Origin of the sequence: Achromobacter sp., assembly GCF_050285565.1 — a bacterium.
In the GTDB taxonomy this organism is placed as follows: Bacteria; Pseudomonadota; Gammaproteobacteria; order Burkholderiales; family Burkholderiaceae_B; genus Achromobacter.
The window spans coordinates 45,753-67,667 of the sequence record NZ_JBLZXG010000011.1; the positions used below are offsets into that span (position 1 = coordinate 45,753).

Sequence of the window (21,915 nt, forward strand, 5' to 3'; positions counted from 1 at the left end):
TATGCGTCAAAGCCGTTGCGGCAGGGCAAAAGCCACGCCGCGCGTGGTGCGTATCCAACGCAGCTATCCCACGCGGGCGGCGGCGCCGGCCGATAATCCCGCTTTCGCGATATTCCCGACTTTCCCCGATATTTCCTTGAAGCGCCGTTTTTCATGTCTTCGTCCTATGTGCCCCTGACTCCCGCCGTCGCCGGCTTCGATGCGCAAGGCCGGCTCTACAGCCCGGCCTACGGCGACGTCTATCACTCGCCCTCGGGAGCGCTGGGTCAGGCCGAACACGTGTTCCTGCGCGGCAACGGCCTGCCGCAGCGCTGGCGCGGCCGCGATGCATTCACGGTCTGCGAGACCGGTTTCGGGCTGGGCCTGAATTTCCTGGCGCTGTGGCGCGCCTGGCGCGACGATCCGCGCCGCGCGCGCCGCCTGCACATGCTGTCGCTGGAGGCGCACCCGTTCAGCCGCGAGGACCTGGCCGCGCTGTTGGCGCGGCATGCGCCCGAGCCGCTGGCGGCCCTGGCGACGCAGTTGGCGGCGCAATGGCCGCCTTTGCTGCCAGGCCTGCACCGGCTCGAATTCGAGGACGGCGCGGTGACGCTGACACTCGGGTTCGGCGACGCGCAGGCGCTGGCGCCGCGATTGGCGGGGCGCGTGGACGCGTTTTTCCTGGACGGCTTCGCGCCCGAGCGCAATCCGCGCATGTGGGAGGCGCCGTTGCTCAAGGACCTGGCGCGCCTGGCCGCGCCGGGCGCCACCGTGGCCACCTGGGCCTGCACCGGCGCGTTGCGGCGGGCCTTGCAGGAGGCGGGTTTCGCGGCTCGCCGCGCCCCGGGCTACGGCGGCAAATGGCATATGACGGTGGGCACGGCGGCGCCGGGCTCGGCCGCCGCGCCCGGGGCGGTGGCCGAGGGCGCGCGCCATGCCGTGGTGGTGGGGGCCGGCCTGGCCGGCGCCGGCATCGCGCAAGGGCTGGCCCTGCGCGGTTGGCGCGTGACTGTGCTGGATGCGGGGCTGGCGCGCGGCGTGGCGGCGCATGCCGGCCATGTCGCGGCGGCGTTGACGCCGGTGCTGGCGCGCGACGACAACGCCCGCGCGCGGCTGTCGCGCGCCGGGAGCGGCCGCGCCTTGGCGCGCTGGTCCGGCTTGCCCGGCGGCGCCGCGCCGCGCGTTTGCGGCACCGTGCAACTGGATCGCGATGCGGGCCGCGCGGCGGCGCTGGCGGACACCTTGGCAACGCTGGCGTTTCCCGCCGGCTGGGTGCGCGCGGTGAGCCGCGACGAGGCCAGCGGGCTGGCCGGCCTGCCGTTGGCGCGTGGCGGGGTGTTCTTTGGCCAGGGCATGTTGATTCAGCCCAGCGAATTGATTCCCGCCTTGCTGGCCACGCCCGGCGTGGAGGTGGTGCCGGCCATCGTCGCGCGGGTGGCACGCGCGGCCGACGGCTGGCACGCGCTGGACGCGGCCGGGGTGCCCCTGGCGCGGGCCGGTCACGTGATCCTCGCCAATGCCTTCGGCGCGCAGCAGGTGCTGGCCGCCAGTGAGCTGCTGGCGCCGTTGCCACGGGTGGCGCAGATGCATGCGTTGGCGGGCGAAGTCACGCTGGTGCCAGCGGCCGCGCTGGGCGGGGGGCCGCGTTGCGTCGTGGGGGGCGAGGGTTATCTGCTGCCGGACACGGGTCCCGGCTGCGTGGCCGGCAGCACCTACGTGCACGGCGCCCGCGAAGCGCGGATCGGCGCAGATGGCCAGCGCGTCACCTTGGACAAAGCGGCCGGCCTGTTGGGCGAGGACTTCCCGGCGTTCCATGCGCTGGTGCCGGGCAGCTTGCCGGGCTGGGCGGGATGGCGGGCGGTGTTGCCAGGGCGCCTGCCGGCGGTGGGAGAACTGTCGCATGCGCCGGGCTTGTGGCTGGCCGCTGGCTATGCCTCGCGCGGGCTGTCCTGGTCGGCATTGATGGGCGATCTGATCGCGGCCCGGCTTTGCGGCGAGCCGTCACCGCTTGAAGCCGATCTGTCCCAACTGATTGCGCCGCGTTGAAAAAAACTTCGGCGGCCCCGAAAGGGCGCGGCGGCGTGGCGTAGAATGGGGACAAATGCCAGGATTTGGCGCCAAATAGCCCCGCGTTTGGGACAAACTTGGCGTTGCGGCGGTGCGCCGGCAGGGCGCCGGATACCGGCCGGCCGGGGCTTTGCGACCCCTTTTTTTGGACGATATCGCCGTCCAAAAGAGGGACCGAGTTTATTTCAAAGCTCAAATCCGTCAAAATAGCGTCTTTTGATGGTTTTTGGCTTAAGCCGGGGGATGCTCTGTGCCGCCCAAGTTCGACTTTGCCCATACTACCCAGCTCGATAACGTCGAGCTGCTGACGTCCCGCCCCAGTCGCATCGATTTCGACGCGGGCGATGGGTTGCACCTGGTAGTCGAGGCGCATGCGCCTGGTGTGTTCCGCCTGCGCTGCGGCGAGGCGAACCACCTTACCGATGACAAGCCCGGCGCGCGCGCGCGCGCCGTGGCCGAGATGTTGCTCGCGCGCCAGGAGGCGGTGGGGGAGGCCGCCATCGCGCCGCGCGAAGGCGGGGACGGTTGGCGCATCACCCAGGGCGACGTGGCCCTGGAGGTTCAGTCCAATCCCGTGCGCTTCGCGCTCTTGCGCAATGAAGAGCGTGTATTCGAGTCCGAGGTTTCCGCGCATACGCCCGCATTTGGGCACAACGCGCTGGAGCAGGCCGACGACGCGGTCTGGACGGCGGGCTTTGCCCTGCAGCCCCACGAGCGCGTCTACGGCCTGGGCGAAACCCCGGGCGACCTGAACCGCCGCGAGGAATCCGTCGTGTCCGACGATCCCGAGCACCGCGCCCTGCCGCTGGCATGGAGCCCGCGCGGCTGGGGGCTGTACGTCAACACGATGCGCCGGGTCGAGCACTCGGTCGGTGTGGCGCCGGCCGACTCGGCCTACATCGTCAGTGTCGACGACGTGGTGCTGGACGTGTTCCTGTTCGCCGGCGAACCCGCCGAAATCCTGAACCAGTACACCGCGTTGACCGGCCGCGCCGGCCAGCCGGTGCTGTGGGCCATGGGCGCCTGGCTGCAGCAGGCCAGCGGCGAAATGCCGACGCAGACCGTGGCGCTGGTGGGCCGCATGCGCGAGCACCAGATCCCGGTCGACGCCGTGACGCTGGCGCAGCCGGCGGCCTGGGGCTTCCAGGCCGACAAGACCGTGTTCGAATGGGATGCCCAGCGCTTCCCCGACGCCAAGCAGATGCTGGCGCTGTTCCACAAGCACAATGTGCATGTGGCGGCCTCGGGCTTTCCCGGCGTCATCAAGACCAGCCCGCTGTTCGAGGAGCTCGAAGACCGCGGCTGGCTGCTGACCAAGGAAGACGGCTCGGCCCAGGTGTTCGACGGCAACGCCGCCACCTCCGGCCAGCCCTACGGCCTGCTGGACCTGACCTATCGCGACATCTACAACCTGTGGGTCGAGCGTCATCGCCAACTGGTCGAAGACGGCCTGGACGCGCCGGCCTGCGACGCCCAGATCGCGATCCCCGATGGCGTGACCGCGCGCAACGGCGAGACCGGCCCGGCGCTGCGCAGCATGTATCCGCTGCTGGTGCGCCGCGCGCTGTTCGACGCGGTCGCCGGCCTGAAGGTGCCGCCCGAAGGCGTGGTGCCCAGCACCGACCTGTTCCCGGCCGCGCAACGCCTGCCTTGGCAGGTGGGGCCGCAGGTGGACAACACCTGGGAAGGCCTGCGCCACACCCTGCGCACCGCCCTGTCGATTGGCGCCTCGGGCCTGCCGGTGCAGGTGCATGGCATCGGCACCGGGTCGCGCGCCATCGCCGACATGACGCCCGAGCTGTACCTGCGCTGGCTGACGGCCGGCGTGTTCTCGGCGAATTTCTCCTTCCAGGGCGTGAACGGCCTGCTGCCGTGGGATTTCGGCGACGACACCCTGGCGCACGTCAAGACCTGGATGCAATGGCGCTATCGTCTGGTGCCGTATGTGCTGGGTGCCATCGAGGACGCCGCCCGCACCGGCCTGCCGGTGCAACGTTCCATGGCGCTGTCGTTCCCGAACGATACGCACGCCCACGAATGGGATCTGCAATACCTGCTGGGCCCGGCCCTGCTGGTGGCGCCGATCACCGCGCCGGGCAGGCAGGTGCGGGTGTACCTGCCCAAGGGCGAGGCCTGGTGGGATCTGAACACCGGCCATCGTTACGAAGGCGGCACCACCTGGACCATCGATTGCGATCTGGGCCAGTTCCCGGTGTTCGGCCGCGAAGGGCACATGCTCTGTCTCGGCCCGGCGGCGCAGCACACCGGCGAATTCAACTCGGCCCGCATCCTGGACGAAGTCTGGATGTTCGGCATGCCGGTGCACAACCCGGTGGTCATGCGCAACAAGATCCGCGTCATGCAGATGCAGGGCTCCAGCTACATCAAGGGGCTGGAAGGCCTGCGCATTTCGCCGTCCGAGGGGCTGGAGGTCAAGCGCCGCGGGGCGGAAGTCCGTATTTCGCGCGCGCGCTGAGCCAGGCGGGCCGGCGTGCCGGCCACCGATGCAGAAAGGGCAGTCAGGAAGGCTTTCCTTCCCGACTGCCCTTTACGTCTTTGCGCGGACATATTCTATATTACTGTTAGTTATTAAAAGTGGAAAATACGGTCGTTCTCTTTAGAAGAGAAAAGATACAAAATCGCTTGCCATGATTCAGATCGAGAACCTATCCAAGACCTACGCCACGCCGCACGGCCAGTTCCAGGCGCTGCGTGGCATCAACCTGCACATCCAGCAGGGCGAGGTCTTCGGCATCATCGGCCCCAGCGGGGCCGGTAAAAGCACGCTGGTCCAGTGCATCAACCTGCTGGAGCGCCCCAACGAAGGTTCCATCGCCATCGGCGGCCAGGCCCTGACCGGGCTGAGCGAGGCGCAACTGCGCGCCCAGCGCCGCCGCATCGGCATGGTGTTCCAGGGCTTTAACCTGTTGTCGCGCCGCACGGTGTACGGCAACGTCGCGCTGCCGCTGGAAATCGCCGGCGTCGCCAAGAGCGAGATCCCGGCCCGCGTCGAGCGCCTGCTGGCGCTGGTGGGCCTGGAGCACCTGCGCGACCGTTATCCCAGCCAGATCAGCGGCGGCCAGAAGCAGCGCGTCGGCATCGCGCGCGCGCTGGCCAACAATCCGGATGTGCTGCTCAGCGACGAGGCCACGTCCGCGCTCGATCCCGAGACCACCCACAACATCCTGGCGCTGCTGCGCGACATCAACCGCAAGACCGGCGTCACCGTGGTCATGATCACGCACCAGATGGAAGTGGTGCGCGAGGTCTGCGACCGGGTGGCCGTGCTGTCGCAGGGCGAAGTGGTCGAGATGGGCAGCACGCGCGAAGTGTTTGCGCAGCCGCGCCACGAAGTGACCCGCGCCATGGTGTCGGCCGCGACCGCGTCCGACCTGACCGACGCCACGCTGGCCGCCGTCAAGCAGCGCATCGAGACGCTGGCCGCCGCCAAGCCGGGCCAGGCCGTGCGCCTGCTGCGTCTTTCGCTGACCGGCACCGATGCGTCGGGTTCGTTCCTGTCCGACCTGTCGACACAGTATTCGCTGGACGTGGGCCTGGTGCAGGCGCGCGTCGAAGACATCCAGGGCGTGGCCGTGGGCACGATGTTCGTGCTGGCCCAAGGCGCGCCCGCCGCGGTCAAGGACGCCATCGCCGCGTTGACCGCCCGTGACATCACCGTTGAAGAAATCGCTCATGAGCCCGCAACTGATCGACCTGCTTATTACGTCGCTGCTTGATACCCTGCTGATGGTGGGGGTGGCCAGCGCCATCGCGGTGCTGGTCGGCATTCCGCTGGGCGTGATCCTGACCGTGACCGCGCGCGGCAACATGCTGGAGAATCAGGCCGTCAACCACGCGCTGGGCGCGGTCATCAACGCCACCCGCTCGGTGCCGTTCGTGATCCTGATGGTCGCCATCATTCCGTTCACGCGCCTGGTGGCGCAGACCTCGATCGGCACCACCGCGGCCATCGTGCCGCTGTCGGTGGCCGCGATTCCGTTCATGGCGCGCATCGCTGAGAACGCCATGCGCGAAGTCGATCCGGGCCTGATCACCGCCGCGCGCGCCATGGGCGCCTCGCCGATGCAGATCATCATGAAGGTGCTGCTGCCCGAGGCGCTGCCCGGCCTGATCGCCGCCACGATCGTCACCGTGGTCAGCCTGATCGGCTACTCGGCCATGGCCGGCGCCATCGGCGGCGGCGGCCTGGGCGACCTGGCGATCCGCTACGGCTACCAGCGCTTCCAGTCCGACGTGATGGCCGCCGTGGTCATCGTGCTGATCGTGCTGGTGCAACTGATCCAGAGCCTGGGCGACCGCTACGTGCGCCGCATCTCGCACCGCTGAGCCGGCCCAACATTCTTCTTCTCCTTCCGACATTCGGGAAATTCGCAACATGAGCATCAAGCTTTTGAAGTCGCTGGCCGCCTTCGCCCTCGGCGCCGCCGTATTCGCCCAGCCCGCGCTGGCCCAGGACAAGCCGCTGAAGGTGGGCGTCACCGCCGGTCCGCACGCCCAGATCTTCGACGTGGTCAAGCAGGAAGCCGCCAAGCAGGGGCTGAACATCCAGGTGATCGAGTTCACCGACTACGTGCAGCCCAACGTCGCGCTGGCCTCGGGCGACCTGGATCTGAACAGCTACCAGCACCAGCCCTACCTGGACAACGCCAACGCCGACCGCGGCTACAAACTGGTCAGCATCGCCAAGACCGTGATTTTCCCGATCGGCATCTACAGCAAGAAGATCAAGTCGCTGGCCGAGCTGAAGGAAGGCGCCCGCATCGCGCTGCCGAACGATCCCACCAACGGCGGCCGCGCGCTGTTGCTGCTGCAGGCCAACGGCCTGATCAAGCTGCGTCCGGAAGCCGGCCTGAAGGCCACCCCGATCGACGTCGTCGAGAACCCGAAGAAGCTGCGCTTCATCGAACTTGACGCCGCCCAGCTGCCGCGGTCGCTGGACGACACCGACGCCTCGGCCGTGAACACCAACTTCGCGCTGGAAGCGGGCCTGAACCCGGCCACCGACGCCATTGCCCAGGAATCGCCCAACTCGCCGTACGCCAACGTGCTGGTGGTGCGTGAAAAGGACAAGGACCGGCCCGAGTTCGCCAAGCTGGTCAGCATCTATCACAGCCCGGCCGTGAAACAGTTCATCGAGACCAAGTTCAAGGGCGCGGTGGTGGCGGCCTGGTAAGCCAGGTTCGTCACGCCGAGGCACGGACGGCCGCGCGAGCGGCCGTTTTTCGTTGGGGCAGCGGTAAGCGCGCCGTCATTTTTTGACAAGGCCGGCGAAATCAGCCATAATTTCGGGCTTCGGTCGGGCTGATAGCTCAGTCGGTAGAGCAGCGGACTTTTAATCCGTTGGTCGCGAGTTCGAGTCTCGCTCAGCCCACCACATATATTCTGGTTCAGCGCTTGCTGGATCAACCGCCGTGCCAAAGCCCCTGGTTTCATGACCAGGGGCTTTTTGTTTGCGGCGGCGGATCCTCAGGCCCCACGCACGCCCATCTTGGGATTTGCCGCCGCCAACATGCGCCATCAAAGTGGCCGTGCGCCATCAAAGCGGCAGCAGCGCGGTTGCCTCGATCTCCACCAGCATCCCATCGAGCGCCAGCCGCGGCACTGGAATCAAGGTGCAGGCCGGCGCCAGGTGGATGCCCCAGCGCGACTTGACCTCGTTGGAGAACAGCGCCAGGCGCGCCTGGCTGTGGTCGACCACCAGCACCGTCAGCTTGGCCACGTCGAACAGGGTGGCGCCGGCCGCCTGCAGGGCGGTCTGGACGTTGTCCAGGGCCTGGCGCACTTGCGCGAGGAAATCGGGCGACAGCTCGCCCCGGGAGTTTTCACCGCCCTGGCCGGCGGCGAACACCAGCCGGGCGGGCGTGTCGGCCACGGCCACGTGCGAATAACCATTGGGACGGGGATCGTACAGGCCGGGCGGATTGATGAAGGCGAGCGAGGGCAGGGCGGGGGTGATGCGGGACGACATACGGGGCTCCGGAGAGGACGGTATTGAAGGAGCTCCAGTATCAGACCTCAAGCGCGGTTGAGGTCAAGGCGACGGCCGGCGTCATCTGATGCCGGCCGCACCGACGGATCAGGACAGGGTGCGCGGCGGCATGGCCGACAGATCGGCCAGGCTCAGGCCGCAGCCGCGCGCGCGTTCGGCCAGGGTGGCGCTTTGTTCCAGCGCCCGTTTGCTTTCGATCAGCAGCACGTCGAGCTGTTCGTCCAGCGACGATGCCATGGCCCAGGCCCGCTCGGCGAATTCGGCCGAGAAGGCGTCGACACAGGCCTTGCAGATGGCGGTGCCGTTGCGTTCCAGCAGCGGGGCGCCTTGGGCCAGCGTCGAAAGGCAGAAATGACAGGCGAGGGCGCGGCTCATGCGTGGTGGGCTCGTGGTCGGGTGAAGGCCGGCCGCGGCGGTGCCACGGGACCTGACCTTCAGGACAACGGCTGCTGGCGCGCAGTCTTAAATCCGTCCGGGCCGGCGCTCGCGCCATTTCAGTTCACATAGGCCGTGCGCAGCGGCGCGGCGATGGCTTGCGGGGTGACGTCGATCACCGTTTCCAGCGGCAGCTTGAAGAACGCGGCGGTGGCCGCCAGGCGTTTGGCCTGGTCTTCCAGCGACGAGGCGGCGGCGGCGGCTTGTTCGACCAGGGCGGCGTTCTGCTGGGTGACGTCGTCCATCTGGGTCACGGCGCCGTTGATCTGGTCGATGCCGACGGACTGCTCGGTCGAGGCCTCGGTGATTTCCGCCATGATCTGCGTGACGCGCTGCACCGAGGCCACGATTTCCTGCATGGTGTCGCCGGCGGCGCGGACCTGTTCGGCGCCGCTCTCGACATTGCTGGCGGACTGTTCGATCAGGTCTTTCACTTCGCGGGCGGCCTGGGCGCTGCGCTGCGCCAGGGTGCGCACCTCGCCGGCCACCACCGCAAAGCCTTTGCCTTGTTCACCGGCGCGGGCGGCCTCGACCGCCGCGTTCAGAGCCAGGATGTTGGTCTGGAAGGCGATGCCGTCGATCACCGCGACGATCTCCGAGATGCGGCGCGAGCTTTCCGAGATACGGGCCATGGTCTGCACCACCTGGCCGACGGCCTCGCCGCCGCGCAGGGCGACGCCGCGGCTTTCGGCCGCCAGGGTATTGGCCTGGTGCGCATGTTCGGTGTTCTGCTTGACCGCCGTGGCCAGTTCTTCCATGGACGCGGCGGTTTGTTCCAGCGAGGCGGCCTGTTCCTCGGTGCGCGCCGACAGGTTGGTGTTGCCCGAGGCGATCTCGGCGGCGCCGGTGTTGATCTCGGTGACGCTGCGGCGCACTTCGCTGACGGTGCGGGTGAGGCTTTCCTGCATGCGCTTGAGCGCCGCGAACAGCACCCCGATCTCGTTGTCGGAATTGACCGTGACGCGCTGGGTCAGGTCGCCGGAGGCGATACGGTCGAAATGCACCGCCGCGTCCTTGAGCGGTTGCAGCACCTGGCGCCCGATGAAGCGCCAGCAGCCCAACGCCAGCACGGCCGCCAGCGCCAGCATGATGATCGTGGACAGCTCGGCCCGTTCGTAGCGCAGGTCGGAGTCGCTATTGATGGCGGCGCTGCGGCCCTCGGTGTGGGCGAGGAAGGCGGCCACGCGTTCGGCGAAGCGGGCGTCGGCGCCACGGGTGTCGACCACGGCGGCGGCGTAGCCCTCGGCGGACTGCTTTTGCAGCGCCTGTTCCAGCGCCTCGATGCTGCGTACGTAGCTGGAGAAGACCGTGTCCAGCTCGTTGGCCAGTTTCAGGCCGGCCTCGGTGTTCTTGGGCACGCGCAGGTACACGGCGAAGCGTTTGCGCGCTTCCTGCAGGAACTGGTTGGCCTGGTCGATGCTGCCCTGGGCCTGGCTGCCCTTGCCGGATACGATGTCCAGGTAGGCGGCCACCAGGGTCAGGCGGCTGCGCAGCAGCAGCGTCTGCGTCTCGTACAGCGGCCGCGTCTGTTCGGTGGCGACCGCGTTGAGGTCGTCCACCGCGATGTCGGCGTCCTTGGCGTACAGCCAGCCCATGCCGGTGGCGATTGCCAGCGCCAGGACGAAGATGGTCAGGACGGCGAGCAGGCCGGTGCGTATCTTCAGGTTCTTCAGCATGGTGGGGGCTCCTGTGCGTGTCTTGGGGGACCCGGCAAAGCGTGGTCTCGGAAACTCCGGTGGAATGTAAATTTAGATTACATATTTAACAATTGATCATTTTTCACCAGGGCATTCTGGTTTCGGCAATGCCCTTGCCCTCTAGAACAGCTGTGGCGTGTCGCTGCGCATGAAGCGCAGGAAGCGGTGGGCGGCGTCCGACAGCGGACGCGAGGCGTGGGTCTGGAACTGGAGCTGGCCGGCGTTGAGCAGCGCGTCGTTGAGCGGCCGGCAGATCAGCCGGCCGGTCTCGAGCTGGTCGGCGACGGTCAGGCGGGCGCACAGGGTGATCGCATCGCCGGTGAGGACGTAGTGGTATGCGGCGTCCGGCTGATTCGAGGTGAAGGCCGGCGACAGCGTGATGTTGTACAGGCTGCAGGCCATGTCCAGCACCTGCCGCAAGGCGCTGCCGCCATCGGGCAGCGCCAGCGGATAGGCCGGCAACTGAGTGAGGTGCAGGGATTCGAAGGCGGCGAGCGGGTGGCCCGGGCGCATCACGGCGACGATCTCGGCGGGATGCGAATGGATCACCGCGATGTCCTTTTCGGCGGTGTGGCTGTAGGTCACGCCGATATCGGCCTGTGCCGAGCGGACGCGTTCGGTGACCAGGCCGGCGTCGAGGATGTGCAGGCAGAAGCGGACCGAGGGATGTTCGGCCTGAAAGGCGGCGAACTTGCGGGGCAGCGCGTAGGCGGCGAAGCCGGGGGCGCCGGCGATTTTCACGGTCTGGGTGTAGCGGCCGTTCTGGCCATTGATCTCGGCGTAGGTGCGGGCGGCGTCGGCTTCGACGCGGCGCGCGTGATCGGCCAGGATGCGGCCGACCTCGGTCACGCGCATGCCCTTGGGATGGCGTTCGAACAATTGGTTTTGCAGGCGCTGTTCCAGGCCCGCGATCTGCCTGCTGACCGCGGAGCTGACGACGTTGAGACGCGCGGCGGCGCGATTGACGGATCCTGTGTCGACGACGGTGAGAAAGTAACGAAGCGCGGTGCTGTCGAATTGGAATCGCTTCATTGGTATGAGTGCCGTAAATCGCAGTGTCGAGTCAGGGCGGCTGGCAACCGCCGCGAACCGCGCGGGAGGCGGCGGCCCGGGGGCGGCCGCGCGCCGTGGCGTCTCGTGGACGCCGTGGCCAACGGCGTCGGGCCACGGAAGCGAGGGCGGGTTGCGCCGCAGGCGGGACGGGAGTGCCCTCCGAAGGGGGCGGTGCGCCGGCATACCCGCCCCGGGCGTGCGGGACGGGCCATGGGCCAGTGGTGGAATTTATTCCAGCAACACCTTTTGCCACAATCGCAAATTTATCAATATTGCATTCTAATTTCGGCAATCGGGCGCCACGCACGGGCGCGGCCCTTGCGCAAAAAAGAAAGCGCGCCGGGTGAACTGACCCCCAGAAGTTGGATGGTCAGCTAAAGCCCGAAGGCCTGAGCTGATCCGCTTGGAAGCAGCGGCGGGCAATAGCGGGCCCGGCTCAGTCCGCCACGAAGCCGCCGGGGCCGGCCTGGCCCAGCAGTTCATGCGCGCATTGCACCGCTTCGTGGGGCGTGGCCACCGCCAGGAAACCGGCGTTACGCTGGGGCACTGGCGCCAGCAGGCGCGGCTGTTGCGCGCGCTGGAAGTGCTCTGCGGCGGTTCGGTGACCGAAGCGGCGCTGTCGGGGGGGCTATGAAAGCACCCGCGCGTTCATCGGCAGCTTCCGCGCTCGCCCCCCTGCACGGTGCTTTCGGCCGCCCCATCCAGCCTTTACGGATCTTCACTTTTTCCCGACAGATTTGCGGATGTTCCCGCGCGACCCTTGCCTACCATGGCGCCAGGGTAGGACAGGTCTTCTCGTCCCGCCCGCCATGCCTCAAGGGTGTTCCATGACTTGCCAACCTTTCCTCGTTCTCCCGCCGGCCGGGAGCGCCGGCGGCGCCGCGGCGTGCGCCCCGGTCATCGTCTTTGCCCCCATTCTGGCGCGCCTGCTGGCGGCCACGCGCCGCGCCTGGCAACTCGACGCCGGGGCCGGGAGCACGCCGTGACGGCGCCTCGCACCGGCGCGCTGCTGATCCACGGCCTGGGCGGCACCGAATTCGACATGGGCTCGCTGCACAAGGTGCTGGCGCGCGCCGGCGTGGAAACGCATGGCGTGACCCTGCCGGGCCACGCGGGACGCCCCGAGGATCTGCTGGACGTACGGGTCGAGGATTGGCTGGCGGTGGTCACCCGCCGCTACCGTGAGCTGTGCGGGCAGTATGAAGTGGTGCATGTGATCGGCATGTGCCTGGGCGCGCTGCTGGCGGTGGAATTGTGCAAGCGCGAAGCGCACACCCGCGGCGCGCTGGTGTCGTTGTCGGCGCCGGTGTTCCTGGACGGCTGGAGCACGCCGTGGTATCGGGCGCTGCGCTACCTGCTGTATCACGTGCCGGGCGTGCCGCGCCGCATCCGCGTCGAGGAAGAGGACCCCTATGGCGTCAAGAGCGAGCTGGTGCGGGCTTTCATCAAGGCCGGCTTCGCGCGGGGCGATGGCTTTCACTACCAATGGGTGCCGCTGGCCTGCGTGCGCCAGGTCGACCGGCTGCGCGCCATGGTCAAGCGCGGGCTGGAGCACATGCGCTGCCCGACGCTGGTGATGCACGCGGTCGAGGACGAATTGACCAGCCCGCGTTCGGCGCGGCTGCTGGGCGCGCGGATTCCCGGCGCGTCGGTCGTGTTGCTGCGGGACAGCTACCACATGATTTGCGTCGATCATGAGCGCGAGCGCGTGATGCGCAACGTGCTGGCTTTCCTGGGCAAGGACCCGGGCATCGCGCGGCCGCGGCGGCGTGCCGGCGCGCTCCGGCACGGTCGCGGCGAAGCGGCGCCGGTCGAGGCAGAAGGACTGCTGCTGGCTGCCCGCTAGGACGGGCAACCGGCGACGGCGCGGCGCCTGGCGGGTTCAGGCGGCGGCGGGCTGGTCGGGCTGGTTGGGGTGCGAAGGGCCCTGCGGGTCGTTTTCCGCGTCCGGGCGCGGCGCCACCGGCGCCAGTCCCAGCGCCAGCCGCAGGCGCTGGCAGTCGGGGTTGGGCGAGCCGTCGGGCTGCCAGATGTCGAATTCGCGGCAGGGCGTGGGGCGGTTTTCGTAGATGGCGCAATGGATGCCCGGCCGGCCCAGTTCGCCGCGCAGCGCGATGCAACGGCCGCCGCCCATTTCGGTGCCCTTCATGCAAGCGCGCAACGGGCTCATCTGCGTTACCAGATCCAGCGGCACCAGGCCGCCGTTCTCGCCGGCCAGTTCACCGATATAGAACGACACCCGGAAATGTGAGCAGCAGGCGCCGCAGTCCAGGCACGGATTGGCGGCGGGGTTGTTGTCGCCGGCCAGCAGGGCGGGCGACACAAGGGTCAGGGCGGCTGTCTCGAGCAGGGACATGGCGGTGGATCCGAAAGCCCCGTCCGGCCCCGGCGCGGACGCAAAACGGGCTTGCATGCCGCAAGCCCGCCAGGCCGATCCGGGAAAGGCGCGCGGACACGGCCGGCGCGGGATCAGGGCTGGAAATAGTAGCTGGATTCGGCCTGCGGCCGCTACGACTTTTTTCGGGGACGTTGCTGCGGTAGCATCGGAAATCCGATCGCCGCGAGGAACTTTCCATGACCGCCAATGCCGATTTTTCCGATGGTCTTGCCCGCTGCGGCTGGGTCGACACTTCCGCCGAATACATGGCGTATCACGATACCGAATGGGGCTTTCCGCAAGGCGATGACCGCGCCCTGTTCGAGCAGTTGTGCCTCGAGGGATTCCAGTCCGGGCTGAGCTGGCGCACCATCCTGAACAAGCGCGAGGCCTTTCGCCGCGGCTTTGCCGGCTTCGAGCCGGCCCGGGTCGCGCGTTTCGATGAAAAACACATCCAGGCGCTGCTGGCCGATGCCGGCATCGTGCGTCATCGCGGCAAGATCGAGGCCGTCATCAACAACGCCCGGCGCGCGCTCGAGATGATCGAGCGCGAAGGCTCGCTGGGGGCGTTCCTGTGGCGTTTCGAGGCCCCCGCGGGGGCGCCGTCCACGCGCGGGGCGTCGACTTCGGCGCAGTCCGAAGCGTTGTCCAAGGCGCTCAAGAAGCTGGGCTGGAAATTCGTGGGGCCGACCACCGTGTATGCATTCATGCAGTCGGTGGGCATGGTCAACGACCATCATCCCGATTGCCATTGCCATGGCCCGAGTGAGCGGGCCCGCCAGGCGTTCCGGCGGCCGGCATAGCCGGCGGGCGCGGCCGCGCAGGGGCTGCCGCCGCCACTGCCTGGCTTAGCGGGGAGTCGCCAGCGGGGCCGGCGCGTTTTGCATGACGGTAGCCGCGCCGGGAATGCAGTAGCGGCCTTCGCGATAGGCCCAGCTGGGCCACAGCGCGTGCGCCAGCGCTTCCTCGGCCAGCTCCGGATCCAACGGCACCGGCACGTAGTCTTCCGGCGCGGTGTAGCGGTATTGCACCGGCGCCTTGTTCGGCGCCAGCACCAGCAGGTCGTTTTCCTTCAGGTAGCCGTAGGTGTTGTCGTACTGCATGATGGCGCGCCCCGGCGTGCTGCGGGTCAGGTCGTGGCCGAGCATCGGGTGCTCGGTGTCGACGCCGATCAGCGACAGCAGTGTCGGCGCCAGGTCGATCTGGCTGATCAGGCGGTCATCGCGCCGCGCCTCGATGCCGGCCCCCAGGATCACCGCGGGTATATGGAAATGGCGCACCGGCACCAGGCTGGCGCCGAACACGCGCGAATCGTGGTCGGCGGCGATCAGGAATACCGTGTTGTCCCAGTAGGGCGCGTCCTTGGCACGCTCGAAGAAGCGGCCCAGCGCCCAGTCGGCGTAGCGCACGGTGTTCTCGACGGTGGCCGGATTGCCGTCGGTCTGGATGCGGCCGGCCGGGTACTCCCAGGGGGAATGGTTCGAGACGCTGAAGGCCAGCGTGAAGGTGGGCTGGTCGCCGTCTTCGCGCAGCAGGCGGTCGAGCTGGTTGAACATGTCCTCGTCCGACGCGCCCCAGGTGCCGACGAAGGCGGGGTCGACGAAGTCCTCGCGGTCGACGATCTGCTTGAAGCCGTTGCCCAGGAAAAATCCCTTCATGTTGTCGAAGTGCGACTCGCCGCCGTAGATGAAGCGCGAGTGGTAGCCGTGGCGGCCCAGCAGGTCGGCCAGCGAGAAGAAGCCGCGTTGCGAGCGCGGCAGCTTGAGCACGGCCTGCGCCGGGGTTGGCAGGAAACCGGTCACGACGGCCTCCAGGCCGCGCACGGAGCGCGTGCCGGTGGCGTAGGCACGGGTGAAGGTCCAGGCCTGGCGCGCCAGCGCGTCGAGTTCGGGCGTCAGATCCATGCCGCCCAGCCCGGCGCTGTATTGGGCTCCCAGGCTTTCCTCGAGGATGATCACCAGGTTGAGCGGCCGCGCCGTCTTGCGGCTGGCCGGCTGGCGATGCAGGCTGGGGTGGTCCGCGTCCGCCGGCGGATACGGCAGGCCGGCCCGCGCCAGCACGCGGCGGTGCATGTCGTCGTCGTCCATGCCGCCATACACGGCGGAGGCCGACTTTTCGTTCTTCATGCTGTAAACCGCGTAGAACACGTTGTACAGCGAGTTCAGCGCCAGGGTGTTGAGCATGCCGTCGGAACTGTAGGCGACCGACGACGGATTGATCGGGCGGTGCCCGAGCGTGCCGCGGATCGCCAGGATGACCACGGCCAGAATCGCCAGGCTGGCCAGCGGCATCTGCCACCAGGCTAGCGGGGCATCGGGCACGGCGTGACCGAACAGCGCGTAGGCGCCCCAGCCGATCAGCCCCAGGGCGCCGAAACCGCCCAGCAGCGCGCCCTTGTAGCCGCGCCACAGCATGCCGGAGACTTCGCGCGGATGTTTCAGGTATTCGACGAAGAGCCGGTTGGGGCGGGTGTCGTATTCCAGGATGAACGGCGGCGTGGCCACTTCCAGGAACGCCAGCAGCAGGAAGGCGACCAGGTACCAGATGCCGGCGGCGGTGGCGGCAAAGGGCAGGTGGCCGAACCATGGCGACAGCACCGCCGGCAGCGCCGCCAGCACACCGATCTGGTGGGCGTCGATGCGCAGTCCGCCCAGCAGCAGCGGCACCAACCCGCCGGCGTTGCGCACGCGCTGCCATTGCCATGCGGCCAGGGCCAGGCGGCTGAGGGTCAGCAGCGCAAAGGCCGCTGCCACGAAAATCAAGCTTGAATGCCGCATCGGGCCTCCAGGTAGTACCGCGGTGCCGCGCCCAAGGGGCGGCGGCGGGTCGATCGCCCCGCGCATTTGAACAGGGCCGGCGTCAAAAATTCGGTATGGATTATTCCTGCCATGCCGGGGAAATCCCCGGTCCGGCGCCGCCGCTTTGTAACTTTTGCCGACCGGTTCCTCTATGACACGGAAAAATCCGTACACATTATGGAGCCGGCAAGCTTAACCCGCCCGGCGCGGCGCGCTACCCTTGAGGGGAAATAGGGTCGGGGCATCGATGCCCCCGGTGGCAACGGCAAGGATGATAACGATGACGCGCAAAACAAAAATAGCGGTCGGCATCGTGGGGGGACTGGCCCTCCTGGTGGCGATACTGGTGGTGGTGATCGCCACGTTCGACTGGAACCGTGCCAGGCCCATGATCAACGAGCGCGTCAGCGCAGCCATCGGGCGGGCTTTCGCCATCAATGGCGACCTCAGCGTCGAATGGTCGCGCCAGCCGGACGAGGGCGGATGGCGTGCCTGGGTGCCCTGGCCGCACATCGTGGCCAATGACATCAGCGTCGCCAATACGGACTGGGCCAAGGCGCCGTGGTTCGCCACGCTCAAGCGCGGCGAATTCAGCCTGTCGCCGTTGCCGCTGTTGAGCCAGCGGGTGGTGATCCGGCGCATCCAGTTGACGCAGCCCGCGGCCAATCTGGAGCGCCTGGCCGACGGCCGGGCCAATTGGGTTTTCACCCTGTCCGAGAGTGGCCAGCCGTCGCCGTGGGAGCTGGACATCAACGAAATCGGCTTCGACAAGGGCAGTGTCGGACTGAGCGACGCGATCCTTCAGGCCGATCTGACCGTCCAGGTCGACCCGCTGGGCAAGCCGGTGCCGTTCGCCGATGTGGCCGGGGCCGCCTTTGCGCCGCAGGATGCCGCCGCCGCGCCGCCGCGCGACTACGTATTCGGCTGGAAGGTCGACGGCAAGTACAAGGGCCTGCCGACCAAGGGCGAGGGCAAGGTGGGCGGCATGCTGGCGCTGCAGGATCCCAGGCAGCCCTTTCCGGTGCAGGCCGACGTGACGATCGGCGGCACCAAGGCGGCCGTGGCCGGCACCTTGACCGACCCGGCCAACCTGGGCGCGCTGAATCTGCGCCTGAAACTGTCGGGCGGTTCGATGGCGCAGTTGTATCCGCTGACCGGCGTGACCCTGCCGGACACGCCGCCGTATTCCACCGACGGTCATCTGGTGGCCAAGCTGCGCAACGCCGGCGGCGCGGTATTCGACTATCGCGATTTCAACGGCCGTGTCGGCAACAGCGACCTGCATGGCGACGTGTCGTTTTCGCTGGCCGCCCCGCGTCCCAGACTGACCGGCAAGCTGTCTTCCAAGCAATTGCGCATGGTCGACCTGGGGCCGCTGATCGGGGTGCAGTCGGGCGCGCCGGCGCCTGCCCAGGACAAGTCCAAGGACGCGCCGGCCAAGCCGGCGGGTGGCAAGGTGTTGCCGACCCAGGCGTTTCGCACCGACCGCTGGCGCGACATGGATGCCGACGTGGCGCTGGAGGCCGGCCGTATCGTGCACGACGCCAAGCTGCCGCTGTCCGACCTGTCGGTGCACTTGGTGCTGCAGGATGGCCAGTTGACGCTCGATCCGCTGCGCTTCGGCATGGCGGGCGGCAGCATGGCCGCGACCGTGCGGCTGGACGGTTCCAAGGCGCCCCTGACTGGCCGTGCGGAAATGCATGCGCGGCGCCTGCGCTTGAAGCAACTTTTTCCGGCCGCGGAATCGATGCAAAAGACGCTCGGCGAGCTGAACGGCGATCTGGCCCTGTCGGGCACGGGCAATTCCGTGGCCGCGTTGCTGGGATCGGCCAACGGCGATGTGAAGATGCTGGTCAATGATGGTGTGATCAGCCGCAGCCTGATGGAGATCGCCGGCTTGAACGTCGGCAACTACGTCGTCTCCAAGTTGTTCGGCGACGACGAGGTCAAGATCAACTGCGGCGCCGCCGACCTGGAAATGAAGAGTGGGGTGATGACGCCGCGCGTGTTCGTGTTCGATACCGAGAATGCGCTGATCAACATCACCGGCACCGCCGACTTCAAGAACGAGAAGCTCGATCTGGACATCACGCCCGACAGCAAGGGGTTCCGCATCTTCTCGCTGCGTTCGCCGCTGTACGTGCGCGGCACCTTCGGCAAGCCGGACGTGGGCGTGCACGTGGGGCCCCTGGCCGCGCGCGGCGCGGGCATGGTGGCGCTGGGCGTGATCCTGACGCCGGCGGCGGGCTTGCTGGCGCTGATCGCGCCCAGCACCACCGACGACAATTCCTGCGCGACCCTGCTCAAGCAGATGCGCACGCCGCCCAAGGCGCCGGCGCCCAAGGCCAAGTAGGGCGTTTTAGCGCGGCAGCGCCATGCGCACGCCGTCGTCGGCGTGGTTGTCGGCGAGGCAGACGGCGTTGCGGCCGTGGTTCTTGGCGTAGTAGAGCGCCCGGTCGGCGCGCTGGATGACCTCGTCCAGCGTTGCGCCGTGTTCCGGATAGCTGGCCACGCCGGCCGACAGCGTGACGGGCGCGGGCAGGCCGTCTTCGGCGCCCAGCCGCGCCAGCTTCTGGCGCAGGCGTTCGGCGCTGGCCACCGCCGCCGCCAGCGGCGCGCCTGGCATCAGCATGACGAATTCCTCGCCGCCACTGCGGGCCACGGTATCGCCCCGGCGCGAGCCTTCGGTCAGCAGCGCCGCCAGCACCCGCAAGGCCTGGTCGCCGGCGGCGTGGCCGTAGCGGTCGTTGATGTTCTTGAAGTGGTCGATGTCCAGCGCGACGATGGCCAGCGGCGTGCCGGCCGTCTCCAGCAACGCCATCGCCTCGTTCAGGCCGCGGCGGTTCAGCAGGCCGGTGAGCGTGTCGGTGGTGGAGGCGCGGCGCAGGTCGCGGATCTTGTGCTGGATCGACGTCAGCCCCATCAGCAGGGCGCGCTTGAGCTGCGAGGCCTCGAAGTACCACGAGCGCACCTTGCGGATGCGTTCGGCCGAATCGGGGTCTTGCATGCGCTTGGCGATGCCGGCCAATTCGCCCAGCGGACGCGCGATCCAGCGCGACAGCAGCCAGATCAGCGCGATCGATATCAGCAGCAAGGGCAGCGTATTGCGCGCGGTCGTCATCAGCAGGTCGTTCAGCGGCAGCAGCGTGCTGGCCACCGGCCGCTGCGCGATGAGGGTCCAGCCGGTGCTGGGGACCGGCGCGTAGCCCGCGAGCAGGGCGGTGCCCGTGGCGTCGGTGAAGCGGATCTCGCCGGTCTCGCCGCGCAGCGCGGCGGCCAGCGCCTCTTTGTCGGCGGAGGTGTGTCCGAGCCGGCTGCGGTCCGGGTGATAGATCAGGGTGCCATCTCGGGACAGCACGTACAGCAGGGAATCGTCGCGGTTGAAGTGCTTGCCCAGCAGCCGGTCGAGCACGTTGTCTTCGTGCAGGTAGAGGGTGCCGGCGATGTAGCCAAGGTAGCGATAGTCGCGCGAAAAGATCGGATGGGTGTACAGGATCAGCCAGCGGCCGTTGCTGGCCCGGAAGGGTTCGCTGATGAAGGGACGCCGAGTGGTCAGCGCGATCCTGGCGGCCTCGCTGGTCATCTGCTGGCCCAGCAACTGCGGATACGAGGTCGACACCGCCAGTACCTTGCCTTGGGCGGAGACGACGAAGCTGGAATTGAAGTGACCCAGCTGTTCCTCCTGGCGGCGGGCTTCCGAGGCCATCAGTTGCGGCTGGGCCTGCATGTCGGCCAGCACGTCGGCGCTATAGGCCAGGTGGCGCCGCAGATCCGCCAGGAAGTATTCCGTGGTGGCGGCCAGCTTGGCGGCATAGACGCGGTTGCTTTCGAGGGCGTTGTGCAGCAGCAGGTCGCGCTGCACCAGGTAGCTGGCGTGCAATCCCGCCGCCAGCACCAGGAAGATCGACAGCAGGCTTATCCAGAGGATGAGGCGCCGTAGGTCGATGCGGAACATGGCAGGATCCGTCAGGCGTGCGGGCGGTCCGGGGGCTGGCCGGAGGGGGGCGTGCCAGCGGTGAGCGCGTCCCAGGCGCACATCGCCTGGCGCGCCACGGCTTGCAGGGTCTTGCGGCTGGCGCCATCGCGCGCCTGGATCGACATTCCGTGCAGGATCGTGGTGTAGAACGCGGCCAGCCCTTTCAGGTCGGTGCCGGGGGGCAGCTCGCCAGCGGCCGCGGCGGCGCTCAGGCGCGCCAGGATGCGGTTTTGCATCTCGCGGCGGTTGTCGCCCAGGAAGGTGCCCACGCCATCGTGGCTCTCGGCGCCCGAGGGGGCGCCCAGCACGATCAGGCACCCGGGCGGGGCGCCGGGGGTGGTGAAGCGTTCGGCCGCCGCCAGCAACATGCCGCACACCCCTTCGCGGGCGGTGGCGCCGGCGGCCAGCGCTTGGCGCGAGGCGGCGCCGTCGGTGTCGCGGTACAACTGCACGGCTTCGCGGAACAGTGCTTCTTTCGAGCCGAATGCGCCATAGAGACTGGGCGAGTTGATGCCCATCGCGGCCGTCAGATCGGTTAGCGATGCTCCTTCATATCCCTTCGACCAGAAGACCTCCATGGCCTTGCGCAAGGCCTGGGCTCGGTCGAAGTTCCGGGGGCGCCCACGTTCTGCCATAGACGGCAATTTTACCCGCGACGGGTATTTTGTGTTGATCGATAAGAAAATCATTGACGTCCGCGCCGCGGCGTTGGATCATATTTGTACTGATCACTACAAATAGAGGTTGACCATGCGGAATCTGGATGGAAAAGTGGCTTTCGTGACGGGCGGCAGCCGTGGCATCGGCGCGGCGATCGTGCGGCGCCTGGCGGCCGATGGCGCCGACGTTGCCTTCACCTACGTCAGCGCGTCGTCACGCGACGCCGCCGCGGCGCTGGCGCGTGAGCTCGAAGCCGGCGGCCGCCGCGCGCGAGCCATTCAGGCCGATGCGGCCGACCCGGCGCAGCTGCGGCGTGCCGTCGAGCAGACCATTGCCGAACTAGGGCCGGTGAACGTGCTGGTGAATAACGCCGGCATCTTCCTGGCCGGCTCGTTGGACGAGGTCACGCTGGAGGACTACGAACGCACCATGGCCATCAACGTGCGCGCGCCTTTCGTCGCCATCCAGGCGGCGCAGGCCACCATGCCCGAGGGTGGACGCATCATCAATATCGGCAGTTGCCTGGCCGAACGCTCGGGTCGCGCCGGCGTGACGCTGTACTCGGCCAGCAAGTCGGCGCTGCTGGGCATGACCCGCGGTCTGGCGCGCGACCTGGGCGCGCGCGGCATCACCGCCAACGTGGTGCACCCCGGTCCGATCGACACCGACATGAACCCGGCCGCAGGCGAGCGCGCGGGTGAGCTGGTGGCGGTGCTGTCGCTACCGCACTACGGCGAGGTGCGCGACATCGCCGGCATGGTGGCCTTTCTGGCGGGGCCCGATGGCCGCTATGTGACGGGCGCGAGCCTGGCCGTGGATGGCGGCTACGCGGCCTGAAGGAGCCGGGACGCCGGGCGGCGGCG

The 21,915-nt window shown here is 68.2% G+C and carries 17 protein-coding genes, 1 tRNA gene and 1 pseudogene; 11 read left to right on the top strand and 8 right to left on the bottom strand.

Translation table 11 applies throughout. The features are described 5' to 3' along the window. Positions 1-153 precede the first annotated feature (153 nt). The 6 genes from mnmD (at position 154) to ACN6O8_RS21945 (ending at position 7,441) form a co-directional block, all read left to right on the top strand. The gene (gene mnmD, locus ACN6O8_RS21920) at positions 154-2,025 is read left to right on the top strand and encodes a tRNA (5-methylaminomethyl-2-thiouridine)(34)-methyltransferase MnmD (protein ID WP_427993099.1); all 1,872 of its coding nucleotides are present in this window, start codon (positions 154-156) and stop codon (positions 2,023-2,025) included. Positions 2,026-2,296: 271 nt separating this feature from the next. Continuing rightward, positions 2,297-4,522 (top strand): glycoside hydrolase family 31 protein, encoded by a 2,226-nt coding sequence (locus ACN6O8_RS21925; RefSeq protein WP_427993100.1) that lies wholly within the window; start codon positions 2,297-2,299, stop codon positions 4,520-4,522. A gap of 172 nt (positions 4,523-4,694) precedes the next feature. Then, positions 4,695-5,783, top strand: coding sequence for a methionine ABC transporter ATP-binding protein (locus tag ACN6O8_RS21930; RefSeq protein ID WP_049071432.1), 1,089 nt, complete (start codon positions 4,695-4,697; stop codon positions 5,781-5,783). Then, positions 5,740-6,393 (top strand): methionine ABC transporter permease, encoded by a 654-nt coding sequence (locus tag ACN6O8_RS21935; RefSeq protein ID WP_006388812.1) that lies wholly within the window; start codon positions 5,740-5,742, stop codon positions 6,391-6,393. Before ACN6O8_RS21930 ends, ACN6O8_RS21935 begins: the two co-directional genes overlap by 44 nt. Before the next feature lie 49 nt (positions 6,394-6,442). Beyond that, positions 6,443-7,240 (top strand): MetQ/NlpA family ABC transporter substrate-binding protein, encoded by a 798-nt coding sequence (locus tag ACN6O8_RS21940; protein ID WP_427993101.1) that lies wholly within the window; start codon positions 6,443-6,445, stop codon positions 7,238-7,240. A gap of 125 nt (positions 7,241-7,365) precedes the next feature. Beyond that, positions 7,366-7,441 (top strand) — tRNA-Lys (locus ACN6O8_RS21945). A gap of 162 nt (positions 7,442-7,603) precedes the next feature. Here ACN6O8_RS21945 and ACN6O8_RS21950 read toward each other — a convergent pair. The 4 genes from ACN6O8_RS21950 to ACN6O8_RS21965 all read right to left on the bottom strand — a co-directional run bounded on the left by ACN6O8_RS21950 (position 7,604) and on the right by ACN6O8_RS21965 (position 11,220). Next, positions 7,604-8,035 carry a RidA family protein gene (locus ACN6O8_RS21950; RefSeq protein ID WP_427993102.1) on the bottom strand — a complete coding sequence of 144 codons (432 nt, stop codon included), beginning with the start codon at positions 8,033-8,035 and terminating at the stop codon, positions 7,604-7,606. A 108-nt stretch (positions 8,036-8,143) separates the two neighbouring features. Beyond that, entirely contained in the window at positions 8,144-8,431 is a 288-nt protein-coding gene (locus ACN6O8_RS21955) for an MSHA biogenesis protein MshH (RefSeq protein ID WP_427993103.1), read from the bottom strand. Positions 8,432-8,550: 119 nt separating this feature from the next. Beyond that, positions 8,551-10,167 carry a methyl-accepting chemotaxis protein gene (locus ACN6O8_RS21960; RefSeq protein ID WP_427993104.1) on the bottom strand — a complete coding sequence of 539 codons (1,617 nt, stop codon included), beginning with the start codon at positions 10,165-10,167 and terminating at the stop codon, positions 8,551-8,553. A gap of 141 nt (positions 10,168-10,308) precedes the next feature. Then, positions 10,309-11,220 carry a LysR family transcriptional regulator gene (locus ACN6O8_RS21965; RefSeq protein WP_427993105.1) on the bottom strand — a complete coding sequence of 304 codons (912 nt, stop codon included), beginning with the start codon at positions 11,218-11,220 and terminating at the stop codon, positions 10,309-10,311. Positions 11,221-11,749: 529 nt separating this feature from the next. Here ACN6O8_RS21965 and ACN6O8_RS21970 point away from each other — a divergent pair. Together ACN6O8_RS21970 and ACN6O8_RS21975 are read left to right on the top strand one after the other, a co-directional pair. Next, positions 11,750-11,909, top strand: a pseudogene (locus tag ACN6O8_RS21970) (helix-turn-helix domain-containing protein); the annotation flags it as partial. Positions 11,910-12,223: 314 nt separating this feature from the next. Then, a complete protein-coding gene (locus ACN6O8_RS21975) occupies positions 12,224-13,087 on the top strand; it encodes an alpha/beta hydrolase (protein WP_427993106.1) in 864 nt (287 codons plus the stop codon). A gap of 36 nt (positions 13,088-13,123) precedes the next feature. On the opposite strand, the gene ACN6O8_RS21980 is transcribed toward ACN6O8_RS21975, so the two are convergent. Continuing rightward, positions 13,124-13,597 (bottom strand): YkgJ family cysteine cluster protein, encoded by a 474-nt coding sequence (locus ACN6O8_RS21980; protein WP_427993107.1) that lies wholly within the window; start codon positions 13,595-13,597, stop codon positions 13,124-13,126. Between the two features lie 218 nt (positions 13,598-13,815). Here ACN6O8_RS21980 and ACN6O8_RS21985 point away from each other — a divergent pair, with 218 nt between their 5' ends. Next, on the top strand, positions 13,816-14,421 hold the full coding sequence (locus ACN6O8_RS21985) for a DNA-3-methyladenine glycosylase I (protein ID WP_427993108.1): 606 nt from the start codon (positions 13,816-13,818) through the stop codon (positions 14,419-14,421). A 45-nt stretch (positions 14,422-14,466) separates the two neighbouring features. On the opposite strand, the gene ACN6O8_RS21990 is transcribed toward ACN6O8_RS21985, so the two are convergent. Then, a complete protein-coding gene (locus ACN6O8_RS21990; RefSeq protein ID WP_427993109.1) occupies positions 14,467-16,395 on the bottom strand; it encodes an LTA synthase family protein in 1,929 nt (642 codons plus the stop codon). Positions 16,396-16,696: 301 nt separating this feature from the next. Between ACN6O8_RS21990 and ACN6O8_RS21995 the strand changes: the two genes are divergently transcribed. After that, a complete protein-coding gene (locus ACN6O8_RS21995; protein ID WP_427993110.1) occupies positions 16,697-18,769 on the top strand; it encodes an AsmA family protein in 2,073 nt (690 codons plus the stop codon). A 6-nt stretch (positions 18,770-18,775) separates the two neighbouring features. Here the strand turns inward: ACN6O8_RS21995 and ACN6O8_RS22000 are convergent, their stop codons facing one another. Beyond that, a complete protein-coding gene (locus tag ACN6O8_RS22000; RefSeq protein ID WP_427993111.1) occupies positions 18,776-20,371 on the bottom strand; it encodes a diguanylate cyclase in 1,596 nt (531 codons plus the stop codon). 11 nt (positions 20,372-20,382) lie between these two features. Beyond that, on the bottom strand, positions 20,383-21,027 hold the full coding sequence (locus ACN6O8_RS22005) for a TetR/AcrR family transcriptional regulator (RefSeq protein ID WP_427993112.1): 645 nt from the start codon (positions 21,025-21,027) through the stop codon (positions 20,383-20,385). 115 nt (positions 21,028-21,142) lie between these two features. On the opposite strand from ACN6O8_RS22005, the gene ACN6O8_RS22010 reads away from it, so the two are divergent. After that, the gene (locus tag ACN6O8_RS22010; protein WP_427993113.1) at positions 21,143-21,889 is read left to right on the top strand and encodes an SDR family oxidoreductase; all 747 of its coding nucleotides are present in this window, start codon (positions 21,143-21,145) and stop codon (positions 21,887-21,889) included. Positions 21,890-21,915: the final 26 nt, after the last annotated feature.

What these genes read in the sequence shown, in the direction of transcription:
- mnmD (WP_427993099.1), top strand. Translation starts at nt 154, where the DNA reads ATGTCTTCGTCCTATGTGCCCCTGACTCCCGCCGTCGCCGGCTTCGAT.
- ACN6O8_RS21930 (WP_049071432.1), top strand. Translation starts at nt 4,695, where the DNA reads ATGATTCAGATCGAGAACCTATCCAAGACCTACGCCACGCCGCACGGC.
- ACN6O8_RS21935 (WP_006388812.1), top strand. Translation starts at nt 5,740, where the DNA reads ATGAGCCCGCAACTGATCGACCTGCTTATTACGTCGCTGCTTGATACC.
- ACN6O8_RS21940 (WP_427993101.1), top strand. Translation starts at nt 6,443, where the DNA reads ATGAGCATCAAGCTTTTGAAGTCGCTGGCCGCCTTCGCCCTCGGCGCC.
- ACN6O8_RS21950 (WP_427993102.1), bottom strand. Translation starts at nt 8,035, where the DNA reads ATGTCGTCCCGCATCACCCCCGCCCTGCCCTCGCTCGCCTTCATCAAT.
- ACN6O8_RS21955 (WP_427993103.1), bottom strand. Translation starts at nt 8,431, where the DNA reads ATGAGCCGCGCCCTCGCCTGTCATTTCTGCCTTTCGACGCTGGCCCAA.
- ACN6O8_RS21960 (WP_427993104.1), bottom strand. Translation starts at nt 10,167, where the DNA reads ATGCTGAAGAACCTGAAGATACGCACCGGCCTGCTCGCCGTCCTGACC.
- ACN6O8_RS21965 (WP_427993105.1), bottom strand. Translation starts at nt 11,220, where the DNA reads ATGAAGCGATTCCAATTCGACAGCACCGCGCTTCGTTACTTTCTCACC.
- ACN6O8_RS21980 (WP_427993107.1), bottom strand. Translation starts at nt 13,597, where the DNA reads ATGTCCCTGCTCGAGACAGCCGCCCTGACCCTTGTGTCGCCCGCCCTG.
- ACN6O8_RS21985 (WP_427993108.1), top strand. Translation starts at nt 13,816, where the DNA reads ATGACCGCCAATGCCGATTTTTCCGATGGTCTTGCCCGCTGCGGCTGG.
- ACN6O8_RS21990 (WP_427993109.1), bottom strand. Translation starts at nt 16,395, where the DNA reads ATGCGGCATTCAAGCTTGATTTTCGTGGCAGCGGCCTTTGCGCTGCTG.
- ACN6O8_RS21995 (WP_427993110.1), top strand. Translation starts at nt 16,697, where the DNA reads ATGACGCGCAAAACAAAAATAGCGGTCGGCATCGTGGGGGGACTGGCC.
- ACN6O8_RS22000 (WP_427993111.1), bottom strand. Translation starts at nt 20,371, where the DNA reads ATGTTCCGCATCGACCTACGGCGCCTCATCCTCTGGATAAGCCTGCTG.
- ACN6O8_RS22005 (WP_427993112.1), bottom strand. Translation starts at nt 21,027, where the DNA reads ATGGCAGAACGTGGGCGCCCCCGGAACTTCGACCGAGCCCAGGCCTTG.
- ACN6O8_RS22010 (WP_427993113.1), top strand. Translation starts at nt 21,143, where the DNA reads ATGCGGAATCTGGATGGAAAAGTGGCTTTCGTGACGGGCGGCAGCCGT.